A 26,014-nucleotide genomic window follows, 5' to 3' on the forward strand; every position below is an offset into this window, starting at 1 on the left:
ATAGGGAGCAAAGTCATAGGGTTGGGCCGGCAACCTGGCGACCACCGTGGACAGCGCTGGGGCATTGATGTTGATACCTGTGGGTACGGTGTTGGGCTTTGCCACCAGATCGATGACCTGCTGCCAGTTGATCGTCCAGTTTTGCCCGGCCTGTTTTTCAAAGTGACTGATGGCGTCTACCGCACGCTGCTGGGCGTTGCCGCCCTTGGCATAGGCTTCAACCGGCTTGAAACTTTGCAGATAGAGCTGACCGTTGCCGTTTGTCCCGACCACGTAGGGCTGGTCGATGGTCGTTACCGGTGTACCCACCTTGACCATTTTGAAGAGCTGGACCTCGTTTTCGGGATAGACGTGGAAGCAGCCATGACTCACCCGCATGCCGACACCCCAGGGCTTATTGGTGCCGTGAATGAAAATCTGCGACCAGCCCGTTTCCAGCGCCAGTTCACCCATGGGGTTGTCAGGACCGGCGGGGAAGAACGCGGGTATGGGTTCTCCGGCCTTGGCGTGCTCCTCCTGTATGTTTTTGGGCACCGTCCAGGTGGGGCTTTTCACTTTGGCGATGATGCGGGTACTGCCCAGCGGATTCGGCCATTTTGGGCGGAAAATGCCTACCGGATAGGTGTAAACCACGTTCTGACCCGGGGGAAAATAGAACAGACGTCGTTCCGGGACATTGATGATGATCCCCGTCCAGGGCTTGGGAGGAAGAATATACTGGGTGGGCACCAGTACCCGGGTTCCCGCGCCGGGAAGCCAGGGATCCACGCCGGGATTGGCCGCACGGATTTCGTTATAGCCGACATCATAGTGGCGGGCAATATCGAGCAGGGTATCCTGATGCCGGGCAATGACCACCTGAAGCTGGCCGACCATGTTGCTGCCGGCAGCGGGCAGGGGAAACTCCGCGGCAAGGGCAGTGCTGGAAAACAGGATCGCACAACCGGCAAGGAGACTTGGGATAAGAAGAGATTTCATGATGCAGTATTTTCCTGGACTTGTTGAATATGAGTAAGATCAATTTCGACGTCACCGTCGGCCCGGCGCAGACATAACCACTCCCTGCCCTGCGCCGTCCAGACGTCGAGAATAATTCCATCCTGCCATGAACCATCCACCATGTGTAAACGCGCTGGACGACGCCGCATCGCGGCGAGCTCTAAAGCGCTGTGCAATTCGCAACTTATGGGTTCGTAGGCCGAATGCACGAGTCACACCTCAATGACGGTCATCCCGCCGAGATAGGGACGCAGGGCGGCGGGAATACGAATACGGCCATCGGCCTGTTGATGGTTTTCCAGTAGCGCAACCAGGGTGCGGCCGACGGCGAGTCCGGAGCCATTGAGGGTATGGGCGAGTTGCGGTTTGCCATCTTCGGCACGATAGCGCAATTGCAGGCGACGCGCCTGAAAGCTTTCGAAGTTGCTGCAAGAGCTGATTTCCCGGTACTGATTCTGGCCCGGCAGCCAGACTTCCAGGTCATAGGTCTTGGCGGCACTGAAGCCCAAATCCCCCGCGCAGAGGGCTACCACCCGGTAGGGCAGTTCCAGCAGTTGCAAGACCTTTTCGGCATGGGCGGTGAGTGTTTCGTGGGCCTGAGCAGAATCTTCAGGGCGGACGATCTGCACCAGTTCCACCTTGTCGAACTGATGCTGGCGGATCATGCCGCGGGTATCGCGGCCATAGGCTCCCGCTTCACGGCGAAAACAGGGGGTGTAGGCGCAGAAACGCTGCGGCAGGCTGGCAACAATTTCGCCACGCAACAGGTTGGTGAGCGGCACTTCGGCGGTAGGGATCAGGTAGTAGGGGTCATCTCGTAGGGCGAAGAGGTCTTCTTCGAATTTGGGGAGTTGCCCGGTTCCATACAAGGAATCGGCGTTGGCGAGAAAAGGCGGTGCGATTTCCGTGTAACCGTGTTCCGTCGTATGCAAATCCAGCATGAATTGCGTCAGGGCGCGCTCGAGACGGGCACCGGCGCCACGCAATACCACAAAGCGGGCGCCGGCAAGGCGGGCGCCCGCCGCAAAATCGATGATACCCAGGGCCTCGCCCAGATCGACATGGTCGTGAGGAGGGAAATCGAAGGCGCGGGGCGTGCCCCAGTGACGCAACACCACATTGTCACTTTCATCGCGGCCGTCGGGCACCGAATCCTGCGGGATGTTGGGCAGGCCGATGGTCAGCGTATCCCATTCGGCAAGGGTACGTTCCAGTGATTGCTCCAGGGCCTTGATCTCCTCGCCGTTCGACGCTGCCGCGGCCTGCATCGCACCGGTATCGAGCCCCTGACGGCGCGCCTGACCGATCTGTCTGGAAGCTTCATTGCGGGCGTTGCGAAGCTGTTCGAGCTGAATTTGCAGGGTTTTGCGCTGCTGATCGAGGGCATTCAGGGCAGCTACATCGAGGATGAAGTGGCGGCGAGCGAGGCCGACAGCTACGGTTTCCGGCGAGCTACGCAGCAAGCTGGGGTCAAGCATGGGGTTTTTTCTCCCGGACAGGTTGACGATGAGCGTTTATCCAGCGCAAACGCTCCTGAATACGGATTTCCAAACCGCGGTCGCTGGGCTCATAAAAATGGGCCTGACGCAGACTGGGGGGCAGATAAGACTGTTCCGGAGCGATGGCGTCGGGATAGTCGTGATCGTATTGATATTCCCGGCCGTAATCCAGTGCCTTGAGCAGTGCGGTGGGCGCGTTGCGCAGGTGGAGAGGCACTTCGGCACTCCCGCCGCCTTTGACGACGGCACGCACGGCATTCCATGCCTCGTATACGCGGTTACTTTTGGGACAACTGGCGAGATAGGCCGTAGCCTGCGCCAGCGCCAGCTCCCCCTCGGGCGAACCAAGAAAGGCGTAGGCGTCTTTGGCGGCGAGGGCCATTTCCAAAGCCCGTGGGTCGGCAAGGCCAACATCTTCGGAAGCCATGCGTACCAGCCGACGGGCAAGGTAAAGGGGGTCGGCGCCGCCGTCGAGCATCCGCGCCAGCCAGTAGAGGGCCGCGTCGGGATCGGAACCGCGCAGGGACTTGTGGAAAGCGGAAATTTCGTCGTAAAAGGCTTCCCCCCCTGGTCGAAGCGTCGCCAGGAGTGACCGCTGGCTGCAGCGATGATCCCGGCGGTGATCTGTGTTTTACCCTCCCGTACCGGTGCCAGTTGTACCGCGAGGTCGAGCAGGTTGAGGAGACGGCGCGCGTCGCCGTCGGCAGCGGTCAACAATCCCTTGCGTACTTCCGGGGACATCTCCATCGCCAGTGCTCCCAGACCGAGCACCCTGTCGGCAAGGGTATGATCGAGGACGACGCCGAGTTCTTCTTCAGTCAACGCCTTGAGGACGTGAACCCGTGCCCGGGACAGCAGGGCATTGATCAAGGCGAAACTGGGGTTTTCCGTCGTGGCGCCGATGAGAGTCACGACGCCTTCTTCCACATAAGGTAGCAAGGCATCCTGCTGGCTTTTGTTGAAGCGATGGATTTCATCGATGAAGAGGACCGTGCCCTGCCCCAGGGACTGGGCGGCCTCGGCGCTACTGACGGCGGCGCGGATCTCGCGCACTCCGCTGTTGACGGCAGACAAAACCTGAAAGTGGCGGCCGGCGGTGTGGGCCAAGAGTTGCGCCAGGGTGGTTTTGCCACTGCCTGGTGGACCCCAGAGGATCATGGAGTGCAGATGCCCGGCCTGCACCATGGCCTGCAGCGGACATTCCTTGCCGAGCAAATGACGCTGCCCGACGTAAGCGTCCAGCGTCTGCGGGCGCATCCGCGCCGCCAGGGGACGGGGGTCGGTGGACGATGCTGCCATAAGAACCTTCCGGAGACGGGTTGTCCGTTAAAAATCCCGAGAAATTGCGGCACCGAAGTTGAAGATACTGGCTTTATACGTGCCCGCAAAGCCGGGATAAGAAGACGTCGTGTTGCCGGAGAGGGCATAGGAGGCACCTATGTCGTAATGCCATGCGCCCAGACCGATACCCAACCCGAAGGAGGCCAGATTGCTGCTGGTTCCCGGCACCGCCGCATCAAAACTCGAGCTGTTGCCGGGGCTGCCCTCATGGGCGAGGCCACCGCGAAGTTCCAGATTCTGGTTCAGGTGGTAGCTGAGCCCGAGGCGATAGGCCAAGGCAGACTTCCAGCCGAGGCTGCCATAGCCAGGTAACCGGGCATTGCTCCAGTCATTCCAGTCCACATCCAGTTCGCTCGCAAAGCGTGGGGTAAATCGGTAGCGCACACCTGCCTGTACGCGACTGGGGAGGTCGATGCGGCCACCGCCCGAAGAAACGCTGGCCGCGGAGCGATAACTGAGTCCCGCATTGAAGCGCTCGGTGGTGTAGAAAAGCCCGACGTTACCGCCGACGCCCCCGCCGGTGCCCGAATTTGGGCCAAAGGTTACACTCAGCGCTTGGTAATAATCCAGACCCACTCCAACGCTCAGGTTGGGGAGCAGCAGATAGGCAACCCCCGGATTCACATCCACGATCCGCAGGTCGTTTTTCAGCGAAGGTTGTCCGGGAAAGGTCCCAGCGGGCCAAGTGGCGTTGATGCTGTAGGGTGAAGTGATACCGAGACCAACTGCCAGTGGCAGATCATTGAAACGATGGGTCACAAAGAGATCGGGCAGAATCTGCAGATTGCTGCTGGCATCGATGCTGCCACCGCCATTATCCACCTTGTAAGCCGGGCGCGTTGCGAGAATATCCAGACCCACCCGGGTACCCGGAAAGAAGACCATATCAGCGGGATTGTCGGCAAAACTGCTGACGGGTCCGCCGTCGGCTACCGTGGCACCGGCTTCCGAAAGCCCCACCACGGAGGTCGGCGCGGCGAAACCCGCGGCATGGGACTGCACAGCCACTAACAGACCGAGGGTAACGAGGACGAGGCGGGTCTTCAAAGCCAACATGCAGGACTCCAGAAAATATTATCGAGAGAGAACATCTACGCCGGCAGGCGGAGTGAACTGAAACTCCTGCGCCGAAATGGGGTGATTGATCCTGATATGCTCGAAGCGGAGGACGGTCTGTTGCTGGAAGGCGTCTTCCATACGCATCTCGCGCAGCGCGCCCTGCGCGTCAAAGCCCAGGCGCAACGCGGTGAAGCCCTGATCCTGACCCGTTTTGGGATGCAACAGCAGCCAGCGGAGTCCGTTTTTTTCACCCAGATCTGTAATCCTGAAGCGCTGGCTGAGGTCATCGTTACCAGCGATCAGCGCCGCAGGGGTGGACCCGATAGCTTTGCCGAGGGGCTGCACCGTGGCCTGTTCCAGAGCCGGCTCATAAAGCCAGACCTTCTCACCGTTGGACACGATGGTTTGCCCGTTACGGCCGTTGTAGTCCCAGCGGAATTTGCCGGGGCGGGAAATCCACAGCTTGCCGCCGGTACGCTTGACGATCTGGCCGTCATGGTTGGCTACTTCCTGACGGAACTGGGCCGTGATGGTGTGGGTTTTCTGGAAAAAATCCTGCAACAGCGCCAACCCCGTGGCGGCAGCCGCGAGCTGGATACTACCCAGCATCAGCAGTGGCACCAGGAGCCAGAGAACCAGACCCGAAGCCCGTGATGGGTCGCGCCCGAGGCGCAAACGGTCAGTCACGACCAGGGGGTGCTGCTGCATAGATTTCTCTGCTCCCGTTACTTTGCAAGGGACCGACCACACCGGCCCGCTCCATCTCTTCAATCATGCGGGCGGCCCGATTATAGCCCACCTTGAGTTGCCGCTGCACGTAAGAGATACTCGCCTTGCGGCTGCTGGTGACAATGGCCACCGCCTGATCATAGAGCGGATCGGCATCTTCACCACCCTCCCCGTCCATGCTTTCCCCATCGCCGCCTTCACCACCCTGTAAAATACGTTCGTCGTATTGGGGCGCGCCCAGTTGGCGCAGGGACTCTACCACACGATGGACTTCGTCATCGCTGACAAAGGCTCCATGCACCCGCAACGGATAACCGGAGCCGGGAGGCAGGTAGAGCATGTCGCCCTGGCCGAGCAAGGTTTCCGCGCCCATCTGGTCAAGAATGGTGCGCGAGTCGATACGCGACGAAACCTGAAAGGCAATGCGGGTGGGGACGTTGGCCTTGATCAGCCCGGTGATCACATCCACCGAAGGACGCTGGGTCGCCATGATCAGGTGCAGACCAGCCGCACGCGCTTTCTGGGCCAGACGGGTGATCAGGGTTTCCACCTGTTTGCCGACCACCATCATCAGATCCGCGAACTCGTCGATGATCACCACGATAGCGGGCAGCATGCTCAAGGCCACGGGTTCGCCGTCCATATCTTTATCCGGGCCCGGCAGGGGATGTCCCGCAGCCGCCGCTTCCCGGACCTTCTGATTATATCCGGTCAGGTTGCGCACTCCCGCAAAAGCCATGAGCTTATAGCGCCGTTCCATCTCCGCCACGCACCAGCGCAGGGCGTTGGCGGCCTCTTTCATGTCCGTCACCACCGGCGCGAGCAGGTGAGGGATGCCCTCATAGATGGATAGCTCCAGCATCTTGGGATCCACCATGATCAGGCGTACATCCTCGGCAGTCGCTTTGAACAGTATGCTGAGAATCATGGCATTGACACCCACAGACTTGCCGGCGCCGGTGGTCCCGGCTACCAGCAGGTGGGGCATTCTGGCCAGATCGGCGGACACCGGCTGCCCGCCGATATCCTGACCCAATGCCAGCGTCAGCAGACTTTTGCTCTGGGTGAAGCCGTGACTGGAAAGCACCTCGGAGAGGCGCACCGTGCGCCGGTTGGGGTTTGGCACCTCGATGCCCATGGTGGCCTTACCGGGAATGGCTTCCACCACCCGCACCCGGGCCGCCAGCACGCGCGAAAGGTCTTTGCTGAGGCCCGCAATCTGGCTGACCTTGACTCCCGGTGCCGGTTCTATTTCAAAGCGGGTAATCACCGGTCCGGGATGGGCCGCCACTACGGCCGCCTGCACCCCGAAGTCGGCCAGCTTTTCTTCCAGCATACGCGACTGCTGCTGCAACGCTTCAGGCTGCAGTTGAGAACCAGGATCTGACGCATCCGGTGGATCGAGCAGACCCAGATCGGGCAGGCCATCGGCACGCGGCGGCCCAACCGGAGCCGGCAACGGCAACTGCCGACTGCTTTTAACGGCGGTATGCGCCGAACCTGGCCCGCGTTTTTTGGTAGAAAAGAAGCTGGGTGCAGCGGGCGGGGACACCTTTGGCGCAGCGGGCGTCAGCGTGGTGATGGACGCCGGGGCCGCCCGGGTCGGAATCTGGCGTCGCAGTCGCCAGCGCAGGTGTGGCCTGGGCAAGGCCGCATACAGGGTATTGGCCTGCGCAGCCATCGCGCGCGGCCCGAGACCGGTGAGCAAAAACACGCCGAGGCCAAACAGCCCAAGAAACAGCAAGGCGCTACCACCCACACCGATGAATGGCCGGGCAAGGGCGCCGGCTTCCTGTCCCAGGATACCACCCGCTCCCGCACCGGCAATGGGCCACCAGCCCGCCGGCCAGGTCAGCGCCAGGAAACTGCTCAGACCCAGCATCATGGCGGCAGCGCCCACCGGCGCCGCCCGGCGCCCAGGATGCTGATGAAACCAGTGCCGCCATAGCTGCCACACCCATGCGCCCAACGCCACGGGCAGGAACCATGCGACCACACCAAAGACCTGTACCAGAAAATCAGCGATATAGGCGCCAGTTTTGCCGCCCCAGTTATGGGCGGGGCCACCCTTTCCACTGTTGAACCAGCTCGGATCGGCGGGGTGGAAGCTGAGCAGGGATATCGCCACGAACGCCGTCACGCCGATCAGTATCAGCAGTAGCGCCTCGCGACGCCATGGTTTGGCACGCGGCGGCTGGCCCGGCTTTGCGGGGGCAGGCCGGGAGCCTCGGGACGCATTACGGGCTGCAGAGTTCATGTCGGCACGCTAAACGACCCCTGCGCGGGTGTCAAGGAGATGCGGGGAAAAAAGGCAAGTCAATGCAGTTGTTAGGCATTTCGAATGGATCAGATCACGACACTTCACTGCGCACTGCGCCATATCCGATCGCTGTCCGGGAAGGACAGGGGTGCGGGAATGATGCTAGACTTTCTCCAGAAGTTCTCCGCTGGTCCGCGCCGGTTCCGCCATACAGTGGGCCGGCGCGGTAGCGTTTCTTTATAGGCAGCGAGGTGCCCATGAGCGATCCGAAAAGTGTCATCGATGAAAAACATTGCCGCTTGCTTATCCTGGGCTCCGGTCCCGGTGGTTATACGGCGGCAATCTATGCTGCACGCGCCAATCTGAGTCCGATACTGGTGCAGGGCATGGAGCCCGGCGGCCAACTGATGACGACCACGGAGGTGGATAACTGGCCGGGTGCTGCAGACGGCATCATGGGCCCGGAACTCATGCAGGAACTGGAAAAACAGGCGCGCCGTTTTGATACCGAGATTCTGTTTGACCACATTCATACCGCCGATCTCCGTCAGCGCCCTTTTCGCCTCAGTGGGGATCAGCACTGCTATACCTGCGATGCGCTGATTCTCGCCACCGGCGCATCTGCCAAATACCTGGGTTTGCCCAGCGAAGACAAGTTTCGCGGCAAGGGAGTTTCCGCCTGTGCGACCTGCGACGGATTCTTCTATCGCGGGCAGGCGGTGGCCGTGGTCGGTGGCGGCAATACGGCGGTAGAGGAAGCGTTATATCTCAGCAACATTGCCAAGCATGTCACCGTGATCCATCGTCGCAACAGGTTCCGGGCGGAAAAAATCCTGCAAGACAAACTCATGGCCAAGGAAAATGTCACCGTTATCTGGGATCATTCCGTCGCAGAAGTGCTGGGCGATGCTTCCGGAGTTACCGGCTTGCGCATTGAGCATGTAGAAAACGGCAGCACGCAGGATCTCGCGCTGATGGGTGTATTCATTGCCATCGGCCATCAACCCAACACCGAAATCTTCAAGGGACAACTGAAGATGGACGAGGGGGGTTATCTGGTTACCCGGGGCGGCCGTGATGGCATGGCCACGGCGACCAGTATCGAGGGGGTATTTGCTGCCGGAGATGTTCAGGATTATGTATATCGTCAGGCGGTAACCAGTGCAGGAACCGGCTGTATGGCGGCGTTGGACGCGGAGCGTTGGCTGGAGCAGCAACAAGAGGGCTGAACCATGGGGCGGCGGCCAGATCAGTCGGAGAAACAAGAGCGAGTGACCGGGGTGGACGACACCGCTTGCTTTCTGCAAGCGATAGCGGATGTCCGGCCCCTGCCAGCCCCGCCCCCTCCCCCACGTCCAGCGCCGCCACCGCCCTTGCCGATACAGCGGCATCAGGACGAGTTGGCAGTTCTGGAGGCGCTGGGCGGTGGTCTGCACAGCGACGAAATTCTGGAATCCGGAGACGGGTGGCTTTATTTGCGGCCCGGGCTGTCTCCGGCGCTGCTGCGGGACTTGCGCCGGGGCCGGTTCCGGATTCAGGAGCGGCTCGACCTGCACGGCTGCACCGTGGAGGAAGGCCGCGCTGAACTATCGGCATTTTTGCGGGAAGCGCGACAACGGCGCTGGACCTGCGTTTGCGTCATCCACGGGAAAGGGCTGGGATCCCCCGGTCGCATTCCCGTCCTGAAAAGGCTGGTGGGTGGCTGGTTGATGCGTCATCAGGAGGTGCTGGCATTTGCTCAGGCGCGCCCAGAAGAGGGCGGCGGCGGCGCGTTGCGCGTTCTCCTGGGCTGGCCCCGCCGCAAATAGGCAAGCCCAACCATAGACCGGGCCTTTAACCGGGTACAGACGGCAACGTTGAACAGTTTCGGTACCCCGCCCTCAGCCCTGCGCCGCGTTGCAGGGTATCCGGGTATCGCGCCGCCCCCAGCGCTCCCCGACAGGCAGGGCGCTTTCCGCATCGGCCAGGGAGGCGAGGATCGGGCAATCAGCCACTCGGCCATGGCCGGGGCAGCGGTCGACCTGTTGCGCAAGGACCGTGCGCATTCTTTGCAAATCGGCGATCTTGCGATCGATCTCGGCAAGTTTTTGCACGGTGAGCGCTTTGATCTCGCCCATGTCATTCTCCGCACTGCCGCTAATATCCAGCAGCTCTTTCACTTCCGCCAGGGAAAAGCCAAGATTCTGGGCACGCCGGATAAAACGCAGACGCGCTTCGGCTTCACCGTCATAGAGCCGATAGTTGGATGGCGTCCGCTGCACAGGCCGAATCAGCCCGATCCGCTCATAGTAACGCAAGGTCTCTGCGGCAAGCCCTGCTTCACGCGCCAAGCGGCCGATGGTTACCGGGGCTTCCATAATCATCCTCCTCGTTATAGGGTGCCATTTAAGAGTGCGTACCGTCCCGAACTATGGTGTCCGTTGTAAGGCCCCTAGTCAACACAATGGTCAAGGCCTTGCGCTTCCGCCATTTCCCTCCCCAAAAGGCCTTCCACACAACTCGTCGCGAATACGCCCGCGGGGAGGGAAAAACTCAGAATCAGGGTTTGTACATCCTCCCAGCGGCCGCTGAGGTTCTCCGGACGCGCGCGCAAGGGACGCCGGGCAGCGTCTAGCCCTTGTTCTGCAAGACGTCGTGCCCAATGGAGGCCATCGTCTGTTGTACCGGCGATGACCGGCCCCGCGCCCAGGGCCGAGGTCTCCAGTGCGGCGGCAACCAGGGTCGGCGCCAACCCGCCACGACCTGGTAAGGGGCCGGTGGGATGCAGGTCCCATTCAGCGGCGCGCGCCTGCAAATCCGCGAGATCGTCCTCCTCCGCCAGAAAAATACTGTGCGAGCCAGCCAGTTGCACGACTTCACCCGGCAGAATCTCCGTCCAGTTGGCATGCCGCACCCGCTCGGCGAGGACCAGATTGAACAGGGCGGAGCGGGCCGCGGACCAGAGCAGGCCGCGCCGATGGCGGTCTACCCGCATCGGCTGTCCGGATAACAGTCGCGCGGCCTCTTGCAAATTTCGGTGCCCGAAGCGCTGGGCACCGAAATAGTTGGGGAACCCTCGTTTCAGGAGAATTTGCAGGCGGGCGTCCCAGAGACTGTGTGCTCCCGTGGTGGCGCGCAAAGTGAGTTGAAAGTGGTTGCCACGTAACACGCCCCGACGTAATTTACGGTCATGGCGGCCGATCTGCTGAAAGTGCAGACTGTCGTCTTCCAGACTGCCCCAATCCGGGTTGCTACCCGCCGTAGCCGGCACCGTAAAACTCTGCCGGGTAACAGCTTGACGGTCCTTGAGACCGGCAAAACCCACATCCCGGACCGCCACCCCGGCACAACGCGCCAGACGCTGGGCCACATCCTGCGTATTGAGGCCGCGTTTCTCCACTACCAGCCAGTGATGGGTACCCATACCGGATGGGACAAAAGGCAGCAATTCCGTGACCTGAAAGTCTTCTGGAGACTGCCTCATTTCGGCGCCCAGCAGACCGCTCTCTGCGGGGTAGATGCGCGGCAGACTTTCAGACATGCCGAATCAGCACGACAGCGTGGGCGGCAATGCCTTCACCCCGACCGGTATAGCCCAATTGCTCTGTGGTGGTCGCTTTGATGTTGACCGCATCGAGATCCACGGCGAGGTCAGCAGCAATATGGGCGCGCATCTGCGGGATATGATCTGCCAATTTGGGACGCTGACAGACGATGGTCGCGTCCACGTTGCCTACCGTAAAACCTTTCCCCTGGACCAACTGACGACAATGTCGGAGCAGGAGCCGCGAATCCGCACCTTCGAAATGGGCATCGGTATCGGGGAAATGATGTCCGATGTCGCCCAGGGCAGCCGCCCCCAGCAGGGCATCGCAGACGGAGTGAAGAAGCACGTCAGCATCGGAGTGGCCGGCAAGACCGCGTTCATAGGGTACCGACACACCACCGAGGATCAGGGCCCTTCCCGGCACCAACGCATGTACGTCAAAGCCGTGACCAATACGCAGTTGCATAAGATTATCCTTCTTCGCCACGCGCCGCGAGAATTGCGGCGGCGAGCATGAGATCATCACTGAGGGTTACCTTGATGTTATCGCCGTGTCCCGGGATCAGGCGGGGACGCCAGCCTTGCGCCTCCATCGCCGACGCCTCATCGGTAATTTGCCGGTGCTCCGCACGCGCGGCTTCCAGGGCCACCAGCAGCGCCCCGAGAGGGAACGCCTGCGGAGTCAGGGCGCGCCACAATCCTTCCCGATCCACGGTACCTGAAGAGCATCCATCCTCACCCCGCTTGAGGGTGTCGGCAACGGGCACGGCAAGCAGTGCGCCCTGGGGTGCGTTCGCAAGACTTTCCAGCAGCCTCAAGAGATCTTCGCGACGCAGACAGGGCCGGGCGGCATCATGCACCAGCACCCAATCGGACGGCACCGCGCCCTGTCGCAGCAGCGCCTCCAGACCATGGCGCACCGAATCGGCACGCAGGCCGCCCCCAACAACCGGGGGCAGGAGCGGCGCCGGCACGGGTCCCAGCAATTCCCGCCAGGCACCGGTGGCAATATCCTCGCCCGGCAGAACCAGCTGAATGCCGGCAATGCGCGGTTCCCCAAGGAAGGCCGCCAGGGCGTGGGCAATGACGGGGCGGTCGCGCAGCAGAACGTACTGCTTGGCCTGCGCCGCGCCAAAGCGCTGTCCCCGCCCTCCCGCCGGGATCACCACCCAGACGCGCTCCATATTCCCCCCAACCTTCTGGACCCAAACCACCAGCCCGAAGTATCCGCAGTCTTGAGGGAGGACGCAAGAAAGCGGTGTCCCGTTTTGCAGTTTCCACGGCGCCCCTTTACACTAGGGGTCTTCAGAGTCCCCACATAAGATCAGATATTCTTGGATCGAAGTCTTTCTCTCGGCACCCCGCCGCGCGCCGGGGCGGCACGCGTATTTAGTCAAATTTACGGTGCTGCGGATAGCTGGCTGGCAGCGCAGATGACGCGGCAGTGGCAGCGCCCGCTGCTGGTTCTGCTGCCGAACGCCCGCGACGTGGAGGAATGGCAGCGCGAGTGGCGTTTTTTCGCACCGGACTTGCCCGCGCCGCTGGTTTTCCCGGACCGCGAAACCCTTCCCTATGACCGCCTGGCGCCGCCGGCAGATGCCACGGCCACCCGGCTGGCCACCCTTGCCACTCTGCCGGAATGGCGTGGCGTGTGTCTCGCCCCTCTATCCGCCGTCTTGCAACGCCTGCCACCGCGCAGTTTCCTCGACCAGCACGCCTTTGTCCTCGCCGTGGGCGACCATCTGAGCCCGGAAGGTTTTCGCCAGCGCCTGATCGACGCCGGCTATCGCAATGTCAGTGAGGTTTCGGAGGCTGGCGAATTGGCCTGGCGTGGTGGAATCATCGATCTCTTTCCCAGTGGTAGCCCCCTGCCCTATCGCATCGAGCTCTTCGATAGAGTCGTGGAAAGCATCCGTGCCTTCGACCCGGAAACCCAGCGTACCCTGCAAAAGGTCGAGCGGGTCTCTCTGCTCCCGGCGCGGGAAGTGCCGGTGGACGCTGCCGCGCTACAGGAATTTCGCAGCCGCTTCCGCGCCCGGTTCAGCGGTGACCCGCAACGCGCCGAGATATACCGGGCGGCCAGTCGAGGACAGGCGCCCCAAGGCGCCGAGCATTATCTCCCGCTCTTCTTTACGGAGAGCAGCCACCTGCTGATGCACTTTCCCGTAGACGGCGTCGTCCTTCTCCCGCCCGGTCTGGAGGCATCCGCCCGGCACGTTCGTCAGGACTGGCAGGAGCGCTACGAGGAACGGCGCCACGATACGGTGTATCCCATACTACCACCTGATGAACTGCTCCTACCCCCCGGTGAATGGGAAGATGCCCTGCGCGGTCGGGCGCTGGTATATGGGCAACAGGAGGGCGATGCGGAGCGTCTGCCGACCGCCCCCCTCCCCGGCCTCCAGGGCAGCCCGGAAGCGCCGCTGGCCTCACTGGATACCTTTCTGCGCCATCTGCCGACCGCGGGCCGGGTCATCCTCGCCGCTGAATCAGCGGGCCGCCAGGAAGCCCTGTCGGAACGGCTTGGCAAGAGCGGACTGCTCCCCAGCCGGGTGCATGACTGGCCGGAGTTCCTGGCGGGTACGGAACGGATCGCCATCACCGTGGCGCCCCTGGAACGCGGCCTGCTCATCAAGGAAAATGGCCTGGTCAGACTGGCGCTGGTCTCCGAGGCGCAAATTTTTGGTGACCGCGTCTTTGCCCAGCGGCGGAGCGCCAACGCCCGACAGCGCAGCATGGAAGGCCTGGTCCGCGATCTCGGCGAGTTACAGCCGGGTGATGCCGTTACCCATGAGGAATACGGCATCGGCCGTTTTCAGGGCATGGCCACGCCCTTTGCCGCCCAGGGAGACATCAATGAATATGTGGTCCTGGAGTATGCCAACGGCGATCTGGTCTACGTCCCGGCGGACCATCTGGATCGTATCGCCCGCTACGTGGGTAATGGTGCGACGGAACCGGTGCTCTCCCGCCTCGGCAGCAATCACTGGGAAAAGTCCAAGGCCAAGGCGCGGCAAAAGGCCATCGATGCCGCCAGCGAACTGCTGGATATCTATGCCCGCCGCGCGGCGCGCACCGGCCGGGCTTTTCCCGAACCGGATGACGCCTATTGGGAATTCGTGTCCCGCTTTCCCTTTGAGGAAACCCCGGATCAGCAACAAGCCATTGACGCAGTCATTGCCGATATGACCAGCCCCCACCCCATGGACCGCCTGGTCTGCGGCGATGTCGGCTTCGGCAAAACCGAGGTGGCGCTCCGTGCGGCCTTTCTGGCCGCGCACAGTGGTGCGCAGGTGGCCGTACTGGTCCCCACCACCCTGCTCGCCCAGCAGCATTACGAGAATTTCCGGAACCGCTGCGCCGGGCTGCCCCTGCGGGTGGAAGTGCTCTCCCGTTTCCAGAATACCAAAACGCACAAGCAAGTGCTCACGGCAGTGTCCGTAGGGGAGGTGGATATCCTGATCGGCACTCATCGCCTGCTGCAAAAGGATGTCGCCTTCCACGATCTGGGGCTGCTGATTCTGGATGAGGAGCATCGCTTCGGGGTGCGCCAGAAGGAGCGGATCAAGGCCCTGCGCTCCGAGGTGGATATCCTCACCCTGACCGCAACGCCGATCCCCCGCACTCTCAATCTCTCGCTGGCCGGCCTGCGTGACTTATCCATCATCGCCACGCCACCCCAGCGCCGCCAGCCGGTACGCACCTTTGTGCAAATCTGGGATGATGCGACGGTGATCGAAGCCTGCCAGCGCGAGTTGCATCGCGGTGGTCAGGTATATTTTCTGCATAATGAGGTACGCGACATCGAGCGCATGGCGGCCACACTGCGCCGCCTGCTACCGGAAGCGCGCCTGCGCGTGGCCCATGGCCAGATGCCCGAGGGCGAGCTGGAAGCGGTGATGCTGGATTTTTACCATCAGCGCTTCGACATCCTCCTCTGCACCACCATCATCGAGTCGGGTATCGACAACCCCCATGCCAACACCATCCTCATCAACCGCGCCGATAAATTTGGTCTGGCGCAGCTCCATCAGTTGCGCGGCCGGGTTGGTCGTTCCCATCAACGCGCCTACGCCTACCTGTTCACCCCCGACCTTCGGGCCATGAGCGACGATGCCCGGCGCCGCCTCGACGCCATCCAGTCCCTGGAAGATCTGGGCGTCGGCTTTGCCCTGGCCAGCCACGACCTGGAAATCCGCGGTGCTGGCGAGTTGCTCGGCGAAGAGCAGAGCGGGCACATGGATGAGGTGGGTTTCACCCTCTTCATGGAATGGCTGGACGATGCCGTGGCAGCCATACGTGCGGGGCGGGATCCCCGCAGTCTGGAGGAACAACGCGCGAGCGGTCCCGAGATCCATCTCAACACACCGGCGCTCATCCCCGACGACTATCTGCCCGACGTGCATTTGCGCCTGCAACTATACAAGCGCCTCAGCGATGTGCGCAGCGACACCGCCATCGGTGAGATCATGGTGGAGATGATCGACCGCTTCGGACCCATCCCGGCGCCGACCCGCACCCTGCTCTGTCAGACCCGGTTGCGTCTTGTCGCTACCCAGACCGGCATTGAACAGATCGATGCCGGTCCCGCCGGTGCCCGCCTGCAATTTGCCGCCGAAAACCAGGTGGCCCCCGACAAAATCATCCGGCTCATCCAGCAACCTCACAGTATCTACCAGCTGGATGGCGAGCACCGCCTGCGCATCCGCCGCGACCTGCCCGACGGCGAAGCGCGCTGTCAGGAATTGCTGCAACTCATCGACCAACTGAGGATTCAACCATGAGCAGTACCCGCCTTGCCATTCTCAGCCCTGCCGCCCGCGGGCCCATGAGTCTGCCGGCCAGTATGGGCCAACTGGTGGCGGAGGTGGAAAGTCACCAGGAGGTATGGGGTTGCTGGCTGCAAAGCTGGGATATGCCCGTCACCACCGGTGAAATCGCCCCTTTCCTCGACGAACTCTCGCGCCAGGCCCTGCACCAGGAGCGGGAGGTGATCTGGGCCCCCATGAGCAGTGCCGATGGCGCTGTACGTCTGGTGCTGCATGGAACGGCGCAGCCCGAGGCGCTGCGCCGCGCACTGACCACCCTTCACCTGCAAAACTTTATGCCGGGCCGCGTACTCCACTGCCAGGACGACGATCTGGCCCTGATCCTGCACGGTCCCCGCGGCCCTCTGAGCGCCGTGAATCATCGCCTCATCGAAGCCCTGGAGGGGATCGCGCTGGATGTTGCGGTTTCTCCGCTGTGGGACAAGGGGCATTTCCGCCTGCTGCTGACCGACATGGATTCTACGCTGATCAGCATTGAATGCATTGATGAACTAGCCGAACACCTCGGTCTCAGACGGCAGGTTGCCGCCATCACCGAACGCTCCATGGCGGGCGAGCTGGATTTCCAGACCTCCCTGCGCGAACGGGTACGCCTCCTGGCGGGCACCCCGGCAAGCAGTATCGACACCATCATCCGCGAACGACTGCGGCTCAGTCCCGGTGCCCGCGAACTGGTGGCGGCGGCCAAGTCCCAGGGCGTCGAGGTCGGTGTCGTATCCGGGGGCTTCACCCAGTTTACTCGCCACCTGCAGGAAGCACTGCACCTCGATTACGCCTTCGCCAACACCCTGGAAATCATCCAAGGGCAAATCACCGGCCAGGTACTCGGAGATATCGTCGATGCCGCCGCCAAAGCCGACATCCTCGACCTGCTGGCCATCGGTCTGGGCACCGACGCCGGTCATTGCATCGCCCTCGGAGATGGCGCCAACGATCTGCCCATGATCCGCAAAGCCGGCATAGGCATTGCCTACCACGCCAAAGCGGTCGTCCGCGCCCAGGCGGATTTTCAGATTCGCTACGGCGGTCTCGATACCGCCGCCGCCTATCTCGGCTGGAACACAGCCTGAACCTCGCACTTCGGCCAACATTGTAATACTTGATATTGTTTTAGACTTATTCTATTATCAGCCCATGTGCAGCACAGAACAATCTGGTGCACATCGGCAATGGTGCCGCAACTGCAGCGTAAACAGGAGACCGAGATGAAACTGACCAGCATAGAAGGCCAAAGTGTTCCCCAGGTCGTGTTCCGCACCCGCGATGATAATCAGTGGCGTGACGTCAGCACCGACGAACTTTTCAAGGGCAAGACCGTGATCGTGTTCTCCCTGCCCGGCGCCTATACCCCCACTTGTTCCTCTAGCCATCTGCCGCGCTACAATGAACTTGCGCCGAGCTTTCGCGAAAATGGCGTAGATGACATCCTCTGCATGTCGGTGAATGACGCCTTTGTCATGGACGCCTGGGCCAAAGAACTGGCTGTCGAAAACATCCACCTGATTCCCGATGGCAATGGCGAATTCACGGAAGGCATGGGCATGCTGGTGGACAAGAGCGAACTTGGGTTCGGCAAGCGTTCCTGGCGCTACTCCATGCTGGTGAAGAACGGCATCATCGAGAAAATGTTCATCGAACCCGACAAACCGGGTGATCCCTTCGAGGTCTCTGACGCCGATACCATGCTCCACTACATTAACCCGGAAGCACGCGATCCCGAATTCGTCACCATCTTTGCCCGCGAAGGCTGCCCATATTGTGCCCGCGCCAAGGCAATGTTGAAGGAGCACGGCATGGCCTTTGAAGAGATCAGGACAGGTATGGGTACCAGAGTCAGCTCGCGGACGATTCGCGCGGTGAGCGGACGCTCCACCGTGCCGCAGATCTTTATCGGCGGCAAACACATCGGCGGCGCCGACGACCTGGAGAAATATTTCGACGGGAAGTAAGGGCACATCCCTTCGGATGGTCATCTCCAGCAGTATGCCGGGGATGACGTCCTTCCTGCTTCGTTCAACCCCGAAAAAAGGGAGCTATCATGACCCAATCCTACGATCTCATCGTCATTGGTGGAGGCAGCGGAGGCATTGCCATGGCCAACCGCGCCGCCCGTTACGGGGCAGTCACCGCGCTGGTCGCCGCCGGTCCATTGGGCGGCACCTGTGTGAATGCAGGCTGCGTCCCCAAAAAAATCTACTGGAATGCCGCCCACCTTGCCGGGCAAATGAAGATGGCAGGAGAATATGGCTTCGATACCATAGAACCACGGTTCCACTGGGAACACCTGAAGCAGCAGCGTGACGCCTACATCGGGCGGCTCAATGATCGCTATGCCCAAGGCCTGGATGGTAACGGCGTCTCCCTGATCCGCGGACATGCCCGTTTTTCCGGCGCGCATCGGATCCATGTCGGCGACCACACCCTGGAAGCCGCACACATCCTGATCGCCACGGGGGGGCATCCGGTCTGGCCCGATATTCCGGGTGCAGAACTGGGCATCACCTCGGACGGATTCTTCGCACTGGAATCGAGGCCCCGCTGTGTTGCCGTGGTGGGCGCCGGTTATATCGCCGTGGAACTCGCCGGGGTACTCCACGCTCTCGGCAGTGACGTTTCCCTGGTCATGCGCCGCAGGCACTTCCTCAATGATTTCGATCCGATGCTGCGCGAGAGCTTGATGGATGCCATGCTCCGGCAAGGCATCAGCCTTCTCGCCCAGCGCCAGGTCCGGGAACTGGAAAAACGCGCCGATGGCTTATGCCTGCATTTCCACGATGGCGACTGCCTCGGAGGGCTGGATGCCGTCATCTGGGCCATCGGCCGTCGCCCGAACAGCGCCGACCTTGGTCTGGAGTTCGCAAACATTACTGCCGACCCGCAGGGTTTTATCCCCGTGGATGCCTTCCAGAACACCGATGCACCGGGTGTCTACGCGGTCGGCGATGTCACAGCGGGACCAGCCCTCACCCCGGTAGCCATCGCCGCCGGACGTCGTCTCGCCGACCGCATCTTCGGCGACCAGGCGGAGCGGCATCTCGACACCCTCGTGGTACCCACGGTGATCTTCAGTCACCCCCCCATCGCGACGGTCGGCCTCAGTGAGGCTGCCGCCCAGGAGCAATACGGAGAAGAGGCGGTCAAGGTCTACCAGACGACCTTCACCCCGATGCTCCGCGCTTTTGCGGCAGAACCAGAAAAAACGGCGATGAAGCTGGTCACGGTGGGCCGGGAGGAAAAGGTCGTCGGTCTGCACGCCATCGGCGACGGTGTGGATGAAATGCTCCAAGGCTTTGCGGTAGCGCTGCGCATGGGTGCAACGAAACAGGATCTTGACGACACCATTGCCATCCACCCCACCAGCGCCGAGGAATTCGTCACCATGCGCTGAAGGGCCGGAGCAAAGCCGCAGCTTACTTCTTGTTATGCAACTGCCGGAGAGCCTCCGGTCCCACCGCGGTTCCACAACCGCACTGCGGGCAATCCGCAAGTAGCGGTACGACATTCCCCAGCACTTTTCGCACCTTTTCCATCCCCTCATGCATTACCATGTCGATGGCCTCCATGGTAATGGGCTCCGCCGACTTGCCCGCCGCCAGATTGACCACCAGCGACAAGGGCGCATAGCACAGGCCGATTTCCCGCGCCAATACCGCTTCTGGAGCCCCGGTCATCCCCACCACATCGCCACCATCCCTTTCGATCCGGCGGATTTCAGCAATGGTTTCCAGGCGTGGCCCTTGGGTGGCCGCATAAGTGCCACCGTCGATAACGACGATATCCGCAGATCCTGCCGCCTGCAGCAGGCGCTCACGCACCGGTTGGCAATAGGGCTCAGAAAAGTCGATATGTACCACCATGCTCTCGCCACCTTCAAAGAAGGTACTGGGACGCCCACTGGTATAATCGATCAGTTGATCCGGCAGACAGAGAACGCCTGGCCGCATGGCGGCGGTGATACCGCCCACCGCCGCCACCGCCACCACATGTGTCACCCCGACATGATGAAGCGCCCAGATGTTGGCGCGATAATTGACCCGGTGCGGAGGAATGGTATGGCCATAGCCGTGGCGCGCGATGAAAACGACTTCCTGCCCACCCATTTGACCAAAGGTCAACGGGCCAGATGTCTCCCCAAAGGGCGTACGGATTACCCGGCGGTGACGAATTTGCAAATTTTTGAGCCCGGTCAGACCACTGCCACCGATAATGCCCGCCACACCCATCAGCCGTCCTCCGGCAAAACAAAAATACCCGGCGCATTCCGCCCCAGGCCGCGGGCATCCAGCCCGTACCCAAACACAAAGCGATCCGGCACTTCCAGCCCCACATAGTCCACCCGCACATCGATCGCGCGGGAACGGATTTTCCGCACCATCACCGCCGTATGGATGGCGGCAGCGCCCTCCGCCGCGCAATATTCCTGCAAAGCTTGCAAGGTCACGCCCTCGTCAAGGATATCGTCCACCAGCAAAACTACCGCGCCTGCCAGTGGTTCTTTGGGGCGCGTGCGCCACTGCAAGACACCACCACTGGTTTCGGCGCCATAGCGACCGACTTGCACACAATCGAGCACCAGGGGAAAACGCAGGTGCGGCATCAATTGGCCGACCACCACGACGGCACCCGTCAGCACACAAAGCAATACCACCGGACGATGCGGCGTCAGATGTTCCATCTCTTCATTAATGGCAACGGCCATCCGCTGGATGGCCGTCTCCACCTCTTCCGCGCTGAACAGATGCTCAGCGGGCCCTAAATGGGTAGGTGTCATAATGGCACTAGTAGGTAAAGGTGACCACGTTGTCATCCATTGCCTGCTCGATGACATAAGCGCCACCGACGATGTCCTGGACTTCGGGGATCAGGTCTTCCTTGGTGCATTCCCACAACTCAAGGGTCGGGGTGCAGACAAAGAACTTCACGCCTGCCTCATGGGCGTCCTTGATAAAGTCGTAGACACTCTTGGGGCTGCCCGGCATAACAAACATTTTCTCCGCCACACCCTTTTTGGCCAGCTCGCCGGCACGGGCGGTCAGCACAACTTCGACCTCAAAATCCATCGCGGCAGCCACCGTCGCCTGGAAAAAGGGCGCGCCCAACTCCTGGGGGTTGGAAGGATCGGTGTTCACCATAACCATCAGCAACTTATCAGCCATGTATATCTCCTTGTGAAATTCAGCCCGCCCATCATAGCCGTCCCGATCCAGCGCCGCGCCATGAAATGATTGATTACACCATAAAAAGTCGTAAGGCCCCGCCAGGAGTCCTTAGTGGTCGATATCCTGCACCTCCACACGGCGCGCCCGGCTGGCCCGGGTCAGGATATCCCGCTCCTCAGCCAGTGCGCGCTTGGCCACCTGAATGGCTTCCAGCAGATCCTGGCGTCTGGACTCGACCAAATCACCGCCCACATCCATCAGATGTGCAGTTTTCTCCTGGATTTCGTCAATGAGTACGCCGATGCGTTCTTCCGCCACAGACTCCATATTGCGTAGACGATCACGGCCTTTGTCGACCGCGCGCCGCAATTCCTGGCGCGTCTCTGCGCCGCTGGCCGGGGCCAGCAGCAGGGCACCAACGGCACCAACCAGCACTCCGATAACAAAGCCTTCCGCGTTCTTCATTGTGGTCTCCTCAGTGTTTCCAGCTAATGTTTCCGGGAAAAATAACGCCACCCTGTGCGTAGCGCATGATACCACAGCCCCAGTTCTCGAACCGGACGAACCAGGGAATCCGCGGTATCCATGATCTCCACACTCAGATACCTGAGTGTGGAGTCCACCCGATCCATCTGTACTCGCCCGGTCCGGGTAATATGTTTGATATCCGCCAATGCCACCTTGGCATCGAATATCAGCGGTCCAATGTCTTGTTCAGCCCTGGCCAGCAGCCTTTCCAGACGCAACTGGGTCCGTATCAGCACGACCGCTGTCACCGTGATGACCAACAGAATAATGATCATGACAATGGCAATGATGGTTACCCCCGCACTGACAGTCATCCTCCCCCCCAAGCTTCCGGACACCGAAAGCCAATGCCATTAAATGCGGTGAAGGGCAACAATCCGCCACAACCCCGTGCCTATCGCGCCACCTCTTTTCATTATAAGCCGCATCTGCGGGCTGGGTAAAATCGCAGGCGCCAAGGTGACGCGCGCAGGCTTCCTCAGAATGACAATACATATCCCATCACGGCCAGTCCGACGACACCCAGCAGCCCGAGAGCCACCCTGCTCCAGGTCTGCCGCGCACCGGTCAATCTGTAGTATGGATGCCGGGAATGATAAGTTCGCCAAACCCCCCAGAGCAGGACCAGCCATAGTCCGGACAGCAACCATGCGCCGAGCACATCACTGGGCCAATGCACCCCGAGGATCAGACGACTCCAGGAGATAGCCGCCACCAAACCCGCAAGCACCGTCACCAGCGCCAGACGCAGGCCTCGATGCCGCAGCGTGGCAAGGAGGTAGAGCGCCAGCAGGCCATAGACCACGACGCTGACGCTCACATGTCCACTGGGAAACGCGGCTGGCAACATTTCCGCCGCGCCCGGGGGACGAGCACGTGCGGTTGTCACTTTGATCAGTTGAACGAGTACGGCCAATATCGCCGTGCCGAATACCAGCAGGAAACCATCAAAGAAACGCCAGGTTGCGAAACAGGCAGCGGCCATCAGCGCCAGCAGCCAAGGCAGAAAATCCGGCCCGCCGAGCTGTGTCACCCTGGCCCAGAATGGCTGCCAACCAGGGGTCCTGGATTGCAGAATCACTGTCTCCCAACGGGCGTCCAGCAGTGCTACCCGATGCAGGAGCAGACCCGCCAGAAGATCTCCCGCATAAAGCCAGAGTAACGCCGCCAGCCCCACAGCGAGTAGCAATAAAGCCAGCAATTCCCAGCGTTGTGGTCCGCGCATCGGTCACCCCCCCATGCGCAGGTACCGCCATAACAGCAACGCGGCGATCAGTACTGCGGTGAAGCTCAGTACCAGCACCGCCGCCGCGCCGCAATCCTTCGCGCGCGCTACCAGAGGGTGATATTCCGGGCTTACGAGATCAGCGAGCGATTCTACGGCGCTGTTGAGCAATTCTGCCGCAAGCACCGTGCCCATGAGCAAAATGCCGACCCCCCACCAAAGGAGAGACGCCCCTGTCCAGTACAGAAGGATCACGCCCCCCGCCACCGCCAGCAACTCGGTCCGGAAGCTGGCTTCCTCGCGGGTAGCGATCCACAACCCACGCCCCGCAAAAAGGGCGCGCCGCCATAAGGCGCTGTTTTTTTTCACCAGCCCCCCTGTTCGCGCAAGGACAAAGGCTCACCATCACCGACAATGAAGTGATCCAGCAAGCGCAAGTCCAGTAGTTGCATGGCCTGATCCAGACGCCGCGTCAGGGAAAGGTCCGCCGCGCTGGGCTCCGCCACACCGGAGGGATGATTGTGCGCAACGATGAGCGCCGCCGCATTCAGCTCGAGGGCGCGCTTCAGCACTTCGCGAATGTGCACCGTAGCGCCGTCGATAGTGCCGAGGAACATCTCCTCAAAACGCAGCACCCGGTGCCGATTATCCAGAAAGATCACCGCAAAAACCTCCCGGCAGCGGTCACGCAAAGTAGCAGACAGATACTGTCGTACCCGCAGCGGCGAATCAAGGCCGTCCCCACGTTGCCACTCCTCGGCAAGATGACGCCTACCCATTTCCAGCACCGCCTGCAGGAGGGCATATTTCGCGTCGCCGAGTCCTTTATGTACACAAAAATCATGATGGGAGGCAGTGAGCAATGCCCGCAAACTGCCAAAACTCAGCAGCAGCTCCCTGGCCAGATCCACTGCGCTTTTACCCACCACCCCCACCCGCAGAAAAATCGCCAGCAATTCCGCATCCGACAGCGTCGCGGCCCCTTTTTGCAATAATCTTTCCCGCGGACGCTCGTCCATCGGCCAATCAGTGATGGCCATACGCTCCCTCCTTCCCTTACACTGGGAATGTGATGACTGATAGCGTATTCAACACGACGGAGCCCCTCGCTGGCAAACGGATTCTTCTAGGCGTGGGCGGCAGTATTGCCGCCTACAAAAGCCCGGAAATCGTGCGCGCCCTGCGCCAGGCCGGTGTAGAGTTGCGTGTAGTCATGACACGGAGCGCAGCACAGTTTGTAACCCCGCTGACCTTGCAGGCCATGAGCGGCGAGCCCGTGCGTAGCGATCTCTTTGCCGCTACCGAAGAGGCGGCCATGGACCATATCCGTCTGGCCCGCTGGGCGAACGCCCTCCTGATCGCGCCCATCTCCGCTAACGGAATGGCCCGTCTCGCTCAAGGTCTGGCGGATGACCTCCTCGGCACCATTGTGCTCGCCAGTCGTGTGCCGCTTTTTCTCGCACCCGCGATGAACAGTGCCATGTGGATGCACCCCGCGACTCAACGTAACCTTGCGCAGCTCCAGGCGGATGGCGCCCACTTCTTGGGTCCCGACAGCGGCAGTCTCGCCTGCGGCGAGGACGGCGCTGGACGATTGTTGGCGCCCGACCGGCTGGTGGGCGAACTACGTCTAGCCCTGGCCGAGAAAACCCTGCGCGGCCAACGTGTCCTCATTACCGCCGGTCCGACTTGGGAGGCAATCGATCCGGCAAGAGGTCTCAGCAATCGGGCTAGTGGCCGCCAGGGCTTCGCCCTCTCCCAGGCCTGCGCAGAAGCGGGAGCGGAGGTGCTACTGATTACCGGACCCACCCATGAACAAACCCCGCCGGGAGTAAGCCGCCTGGATGTCGTCTCTGCGCGGGATATGCTCACGGCCTGCCTGCAGGCTCTGGACCGACCGACGGATATATTTATCGCCAACGCTGCCGTGGCCGACCATAGACCGAGTCACTTCAGCGCCCAAAAGCTCAGCAAAACCGCTATTGCCAATCCCCTTCCCCTCAGCATCAATCCGGATATTGTCAGTGCTGTAGATCGGGATTCCCGGCGACCACGCTATATCGTCGCCTTCGCAGCCGAGACCCATAATCACCTTGCCACCGCTGGTACCAAGGCGCAGCGCAAGGGCGCGGACGTTATCGTGGTCAACGATATCAATTCTGCCGAGCTGGGGATGGGGGCCGCCGATAATGCCTGCAGCATCCTGCAGGGTGAACGGGTGCTGCACATCCCGCGCTGCAGCAAAATCGATCTGGCGCGCCACCTGGTGCGTCACCTCAGTAGTTTTATCTCACTGCCTGGAACGGAGATTGAAGACCTTCATGAATAACCTGCAAATTCGCATCCTGGATCCGCGTATCGGCCAGGATTGGCCTCTTCCTCATTACGCCAGCGCCGACGCAGCAGGCATGGACCTACGTGCCTGTCTGGACAACCCGCTGCGGCTGGCTCCGGGGCAGGCCGAACTCGTCTCCGCCGGATTTGCCATGCATATCGGCAACCCTCAGGTTACAGCGCTGTTGCTGCCGCGCTCCGGTCTGGGGCACCGCGGGTTGGTACTGGGCAACTTGGTGGGCCTCATCGATGCGGATTACCAAGGGCCGCTGAAGATGTCCCTGTGGAATCGCGGCAGCGCAGAAATACTCATCGAACCTGGTGAGCGCGTCGCGCAACTGGTGCTGGTGCCGGTTATCCGTCCCGCCATTACGGTGGTGGACCATTTTGCAGCCAGCGTACGGGGTGCCTGCGGATTTGGCAGCACCGGACGACAATAACAGGCGGGTACGCTCCCTCCCGACGTGGCCTACTAGCGCAGGTACCACCGAAGCCTCGGGCGGGGCTGACCCCGTTAGCGAACGTA

At 61.4% G+C, this 26,014-nt stretch carries 27 protein-coding genes and 1 pseudogene (1 of these 28 cut by a window edge); 8 read left to right on the forward strand and 20 right to left on the reverse strand.

All coding sequences use genetic code 11. The annotated features are described in order from the left end of the window. The 8 genes and pseudogenes from AFERRID_RS05125 to AFERRID_RS05155 all read right to left on the reverse strand — a co-directional run. Positions 1 to 978, reverse strand: partial view of a L,D-transpeptidase family protein gene (locus AFERRID_RS05125; RefSeq protein ID WP_126604515.1) — the 5' portion only. 66 nt of this gene lie to the left of the window's left edge; the window shows 978 of its 1,044 coding nt (coding positions 1-978); its start codon is at positions 976 to 978; the stop codon falls past the left edge of the window. Then, entirely contained in the window at positions 975 to 1,208 is a 234-nt protein-coding gene (locus AFERRID_RS05130) for a Rho-binding antiterminator (protein WP_113527441.1), read from the reverse strand. The genes AFERRID_RS05125 and AFERRID_RS05130 overlap by 4 nt, the downstream gene beginning before the upstream one ends. A 3-nt stretch (positions 1,209 to 1,211) precedes the next feature. Next, the gene (gene serS, locus AFERRID_RS05135; protein WP_113527440.1) at positions 1,212 to 2,477 is read right to left on the reverse strand and encodes a serine--tRNA ligase; all 1,266 of its coding nucleotides are present in this window, start codon (positions 2,475 to 2,477) and stop codon (positions 1,212 to 1,214) included. Continuing rightward, positions 2,470 to 2,976: an AAA family ATPase gene (locus tag AFERRID_RS16325; protein WP_456263963.1), complete on the reverse strand. Its 507-nt coding sequence runs from the start codon at positions 2,974 to 2,976 to the stop codon at positions 2,470 to 2,472. The genes serS and AFERRID_RS16325 overlap by 8 nt, the downstream gene beginning before the upstream one ends. Before the next feature lie 143 nt (positions 2,977 to 3,119). After that, a pseudogene (locus tag AFERRID_RS16330) lies at positions 3,120 to 3,797 on the reverse strand (AAA family ATPase); the annotation flags it as partial. 27 nt (positions 3,798 to 3,824) lie between these two features. Then, positions 3,825 to 4,895: an OmpP1/FadL family transporter gene (locus AFERRID_RS05145; RefSeq protein ID WP_126604516.1), complete on the reverse strand. Its 1,071-nt coding sequence runs from the start codon at positions 4,893 to 4,895 to the stop codon at positions 3,825 to 3,827. Positions 4,896 to 4,913: 18 nt separating this feature from the next. Further along, a complete protein-coding gene (lolA, locus tag AFERRID_RS05150) occupies positions 4,914 to 5,606 on the reverse strand; it encodes an outer membrane lipoprotein chaperone LolA (protein WP_113527437.1) in 693 nt (230 codons plus the stop codon). After that, positions 5,578 to 7,884: a DNA translocase FtsK gene (locus AFERRID_RS05155; RefSeq protein WP_126604517.1), complete on the reverse strand. Its 2,307-nt coding sequence runs from the start codon at positions 7,882 to 7,884 to the stop codon at positions 5,578 to 5,580. Before AFERRID_RS05155 ends, lolA begins: the two co-directional genes overlap by 29 nt. Positions 7,885 to 8,144: 260 nt before the next feature. On the opposite strand from AFERRID_RS05155, the gene trxB reads away from it, so the two are divergent. Beyond that, positions 8,145 to 9,116: a thioredoxin-disulfide reductase gene (gene trxB, locus AFERRID_RS05160; protein ID WP_113527435.1), complete on the forward strand. Its 972-nt coding sequence runs from the start codon at positions 8,145 to 8,147 to the stop codon at positions 9,114 to 9,116. 3 nt (positions 9,117 to 9,119) lie between these two features. Next, positions 9,120 to 9,695 carry a Smr/MutS family protein gene (locus AFERRID_RS05165; RefSeq protein ID WP_113527434.1) on the forward strand — a complete coding sequence of 192 codons (576 nt, stop codon included), beginning with the start codon at positions 9,120 to 9,122 and terminating at the stop codon, positions 9,693 to 9,695. Between the two features lie 72 nt (positions 9,696 to 9,767). Here AFERRID_RS05165 and AFERRID_RS05170 read toward each other — a convergent pair whose 3' ends face one another. The 4 genes from AFERRID_RS05170 to ispD all read right to left on the reverse strand — a co-directional run bounded on the left by AFERRID_RS05170 (position 9,768) and on the right by ispD (position 12,597). Continuing rightward, positions 9,768 to 10,244, reverse strand: coding sequence for a heavy metal-responsive transcriptional regulator (locus AFERRID_RS05170; RefSeq protein WP_126604518.1), 477 nt, complete (start codon positions 10,242 to 10,244; stop codon positions 9,768 to 9,770). A 74-nt stretch (positions 10,245 to 10,318) separates the two neighbouring features. After that, positions 10,319 to 11,407: a tRNA pseudouridine(13) synthase TruD gene (gene truD, locus AFERRID_RS05175; protein WP_126604519.1), complete on the reverse strand. Its 1,089-nt coding sequence runs from the start codon at positions 11,405 to 11,407 to the stop codon at positions 10,319 to 10,321. After that, positions 11,400 to 11,879, reverse strand: a complete 480-nt coding sequence (ispF, locus tag AFERRID_RS05180; protein ID WP_126604520.1) for a 2-C-methyl-D-erythritol 2,4-cyclodiphosphate synthase — start codon at positions 11,877 to 11,879, stop codon at positions 11,400 to 11,402. Before ispF ends, truD begins: the two co-directional genes overlap by 8 nt. A 4-nt stretch (positions 11,880 to 11,883) precedes the next feature. Then, complete coding sequence (gene ispD, locus AFERRID_RS05185) at positions 11,884 to 12,597, reverse strand: 2-C-methyl-D-erythritol 4-phosphate cytidylyltransferase (protein WP_126604521.1); 714 nt, start codon at positions 12,595 to 12,597, stop codon at positions 11,884 to 11,886. A gap of 150 nt (positions 12,598 to 12,747) precedes the next feature. On the opposite strand from ispD, the gene mfd reads away from it, so the two are divergent. The 4 genes from mfd to gorA all read left to right on the forward strand — a co-directional run bounded on the left by mfd (position 12,748) and on the right by gorA (position 19,630). Next, positions 12,748 to 16,197, forward strand: coding sequence for a transcription-repair coupling factor (gene mfd / locus AFERRID_RS05190; protein WP_126604522.1), 3,450 nt, complete (start codon positions 12,748 to 12,750; stop codon positions 16,195 to 16,197). Then, positions 16,194 to 17,312: a phosphoserine phosphatase SerB gene (gene serB, locus AFERRID_RS05195; RefSeq protein WP_126604523.1), complete on the forward strand. Its 1,119-nt coding sequence runs from the start codon at positions 16,194 to 16,196 to the stop codon at positions 17,310 to 17,312. The genes mfd and serB overlap by 4 nt, the downstream gene beginning before the upstream one ends. A 135-nt stretch (positions 17,313 to 17,447) precedes the next feature. Further along, positions 17,448 to 18,191 (forward strand): glutathione peroxidase, encoded by a 744-nt coding sequence (locus tag AFERRID_RS05200; protein ID WP_126604524.1) that lies wholly within the window; start codon positions 17,448 to 17,450, stop codon positions 18,189 to 18,191. An 89-nt stretch (positions 18,192 to 18,280) separates the two neighbouring features. Continuing rightward, on the forward strand, positions 18,281 to 19,630 hold the full coding sequence (gene gorA, locus AFERRID_RS05205; protein WP_126604525.1) for a glutathione-disulfide reductase: 1,350 nt from the start codon (positions 18,281 to 18,283) through the stop codon (positions 19,628 to 19,630). Positions 19,631 to 19,652: 22 nt separating this feature from the next. Here the strand turns inward: gorA and AFERRID_RS05210 are convergent, their stop codons facing one another. From AFERRID_RS05210 to radC, 8 genes are all read right to left on the reverse strand, one after another. Next, positions 19,653 to 20,465: an S-methyl-5'-thioinosine phosphorylase gene (locus AFERRID_RS05210; protein WP_126604526.1), complete on the reverse strand. Its 813-nt coding sequence runs from the start codon at positions 20,463 to 20,465 to the stop codon at positions 19,653 to 19,655. Further along, positions 20,465 to 21,013: a hypoxanthine-guanine phosphoribosyltransferase gene (locus AFERRID_RS05215; protein ID WP_172959338.1), complete on the reverse strand. Its 549-nt coding sequence runs from the start codon at positions 21,011 to 21,013 to the stop codon at positions 20,465 to 20,467. The genes AFERRID_RS05210 and AFERRID_RS05215 overlap by 1 nt, the downstream gene beginning before the upstream one ends. 7 nt (positions 21,014 to 21,020) lie before the next feature. Then, the gene (locus tag AFERRID_RS05220; protein ID WP_113527424.1) at positions 21,021 to 21,398 is read right to left on the reverse strand and encodes a DsrE/DsrF/DrsH-like family protein; all 378 of its coding nucleotides are present in this window, start codon (positions 21,396 to 21,398) and stop codon (positions 21,021 to 21,023) included. Positions 21,399 to 21,509: 111 nt separating this feature from the next. Next, positions 21,510 to 21,866 (reverse strand): YtxH domain-containing protein, encoded by a 357-nt coding sequence (locus AFERRID_RS05225; protein WP_126604528.1) that lies wholly within the window; start codon positions 21,864 to 21,866, stop codon positions 21,510 to 21,512. 23 nt (positions 21,867 to 21,889) lie between these two features. Then, the gene (locus tag AFERRID_RS05230) at positions 21,890 to 22,243 is read right to left on the reverse strand and encodes a hypothetical protein (protein ID WP_126604529.1); all 354 of its coding nucleotides are present in this window, start codon (positions 22,241 to 22,243) and stop codon (positions 21,890 to 21,892) included. A gap of 164 nt (positions 22,244 to 22,407) precedes the next feature. Continuing rightward, positions 22,408 to 23,154: a phosphatase PAP2 family protein gene (locus AFERRID_RS05235; protein ID WP_126604530.1), complete on the reverse strand. Its 747-nt coding sequence runs from the start codon at positions 23,152 to 23,154 to the stop codon at positions 22,408 to 22,410. Positions 23,155 to 23,157: 3 nt separating this feature from the next. Beyond that, a complete protein-coding gene (locus tag AFERRID_RS05240) occupies positions 23,158 to 23,523 on the reverse strand; it encodes a diacylglycerol kinase (RefSeq protein ID WP_113527420.1) in 366 nt (121 codons plus the stop codon). Then, positions 23,520 to 24,194 (reverse strand): RadC family protein, encoded by a 675-nt coding sequence (gene radC / locus AFERRID_RS05245; RefSeq protein ID WP_126604531.1) that lies wholly within the window; start codon positions 24,192 to 24,194, stop codon positions 23,520 to 23,522. Before radC ends, AFERRID_RS05240 begins: the two co-directional genes overlap by 4 nt. 32 nt (positions 24,195 to 24,226) lie before the next feature. Between radC and coaBC the strand changes: the two genes are divergently transcribed. Both coaBC and dut read left to right on the forward strand, forming a co-directional pair. Continuing rightward, the gene (gene coaBC / locus AFERRID_RS05250; RefSeq protein WP_126604532.1) at positions 24,227 to 25,483 is read left to right on the forward strand and encodes a bifunctional phosphopantothenoylcysteine decarboxylase/phosphopantothenate--cysteine ligase CoaBC; all 1,257 of its coding nucleotides are present in this window, start codon (positions 24,227 to 24,229) and stop codon (positions 25,481 to 25,483) included. Further along, positions 25,476 to 25,928 (forward strand): dUTP diphosphatase, encoded by a 453-nt coding sequence (gene dut / locus AFERRID_RS05255; RefSeq protein ID WP_113527417.1) that lies wholly within the window; start codon positions 25,476 to 25,478, stop codon positions 25,926 to 25,928. Before coaBC ends, dut begins: the two co-directional genes overlap by 8 nt. The last annotated feature ends 86 nt before the right edge of the window (positions 25,929 to 26,014 follow it).

Origin of the sequence: Acidithiobacillus ferridurans (assembly GCF_003966655.1) — a bacterium.
Classification (GTDB): domain Bacteria; phylum Pseudomonadota; class Gammaproteobacteria; order Acidithiobacillales; family Acidithiobacillaceae; genus Acidithiobacillus; species Acidithiobacillus ferridurans.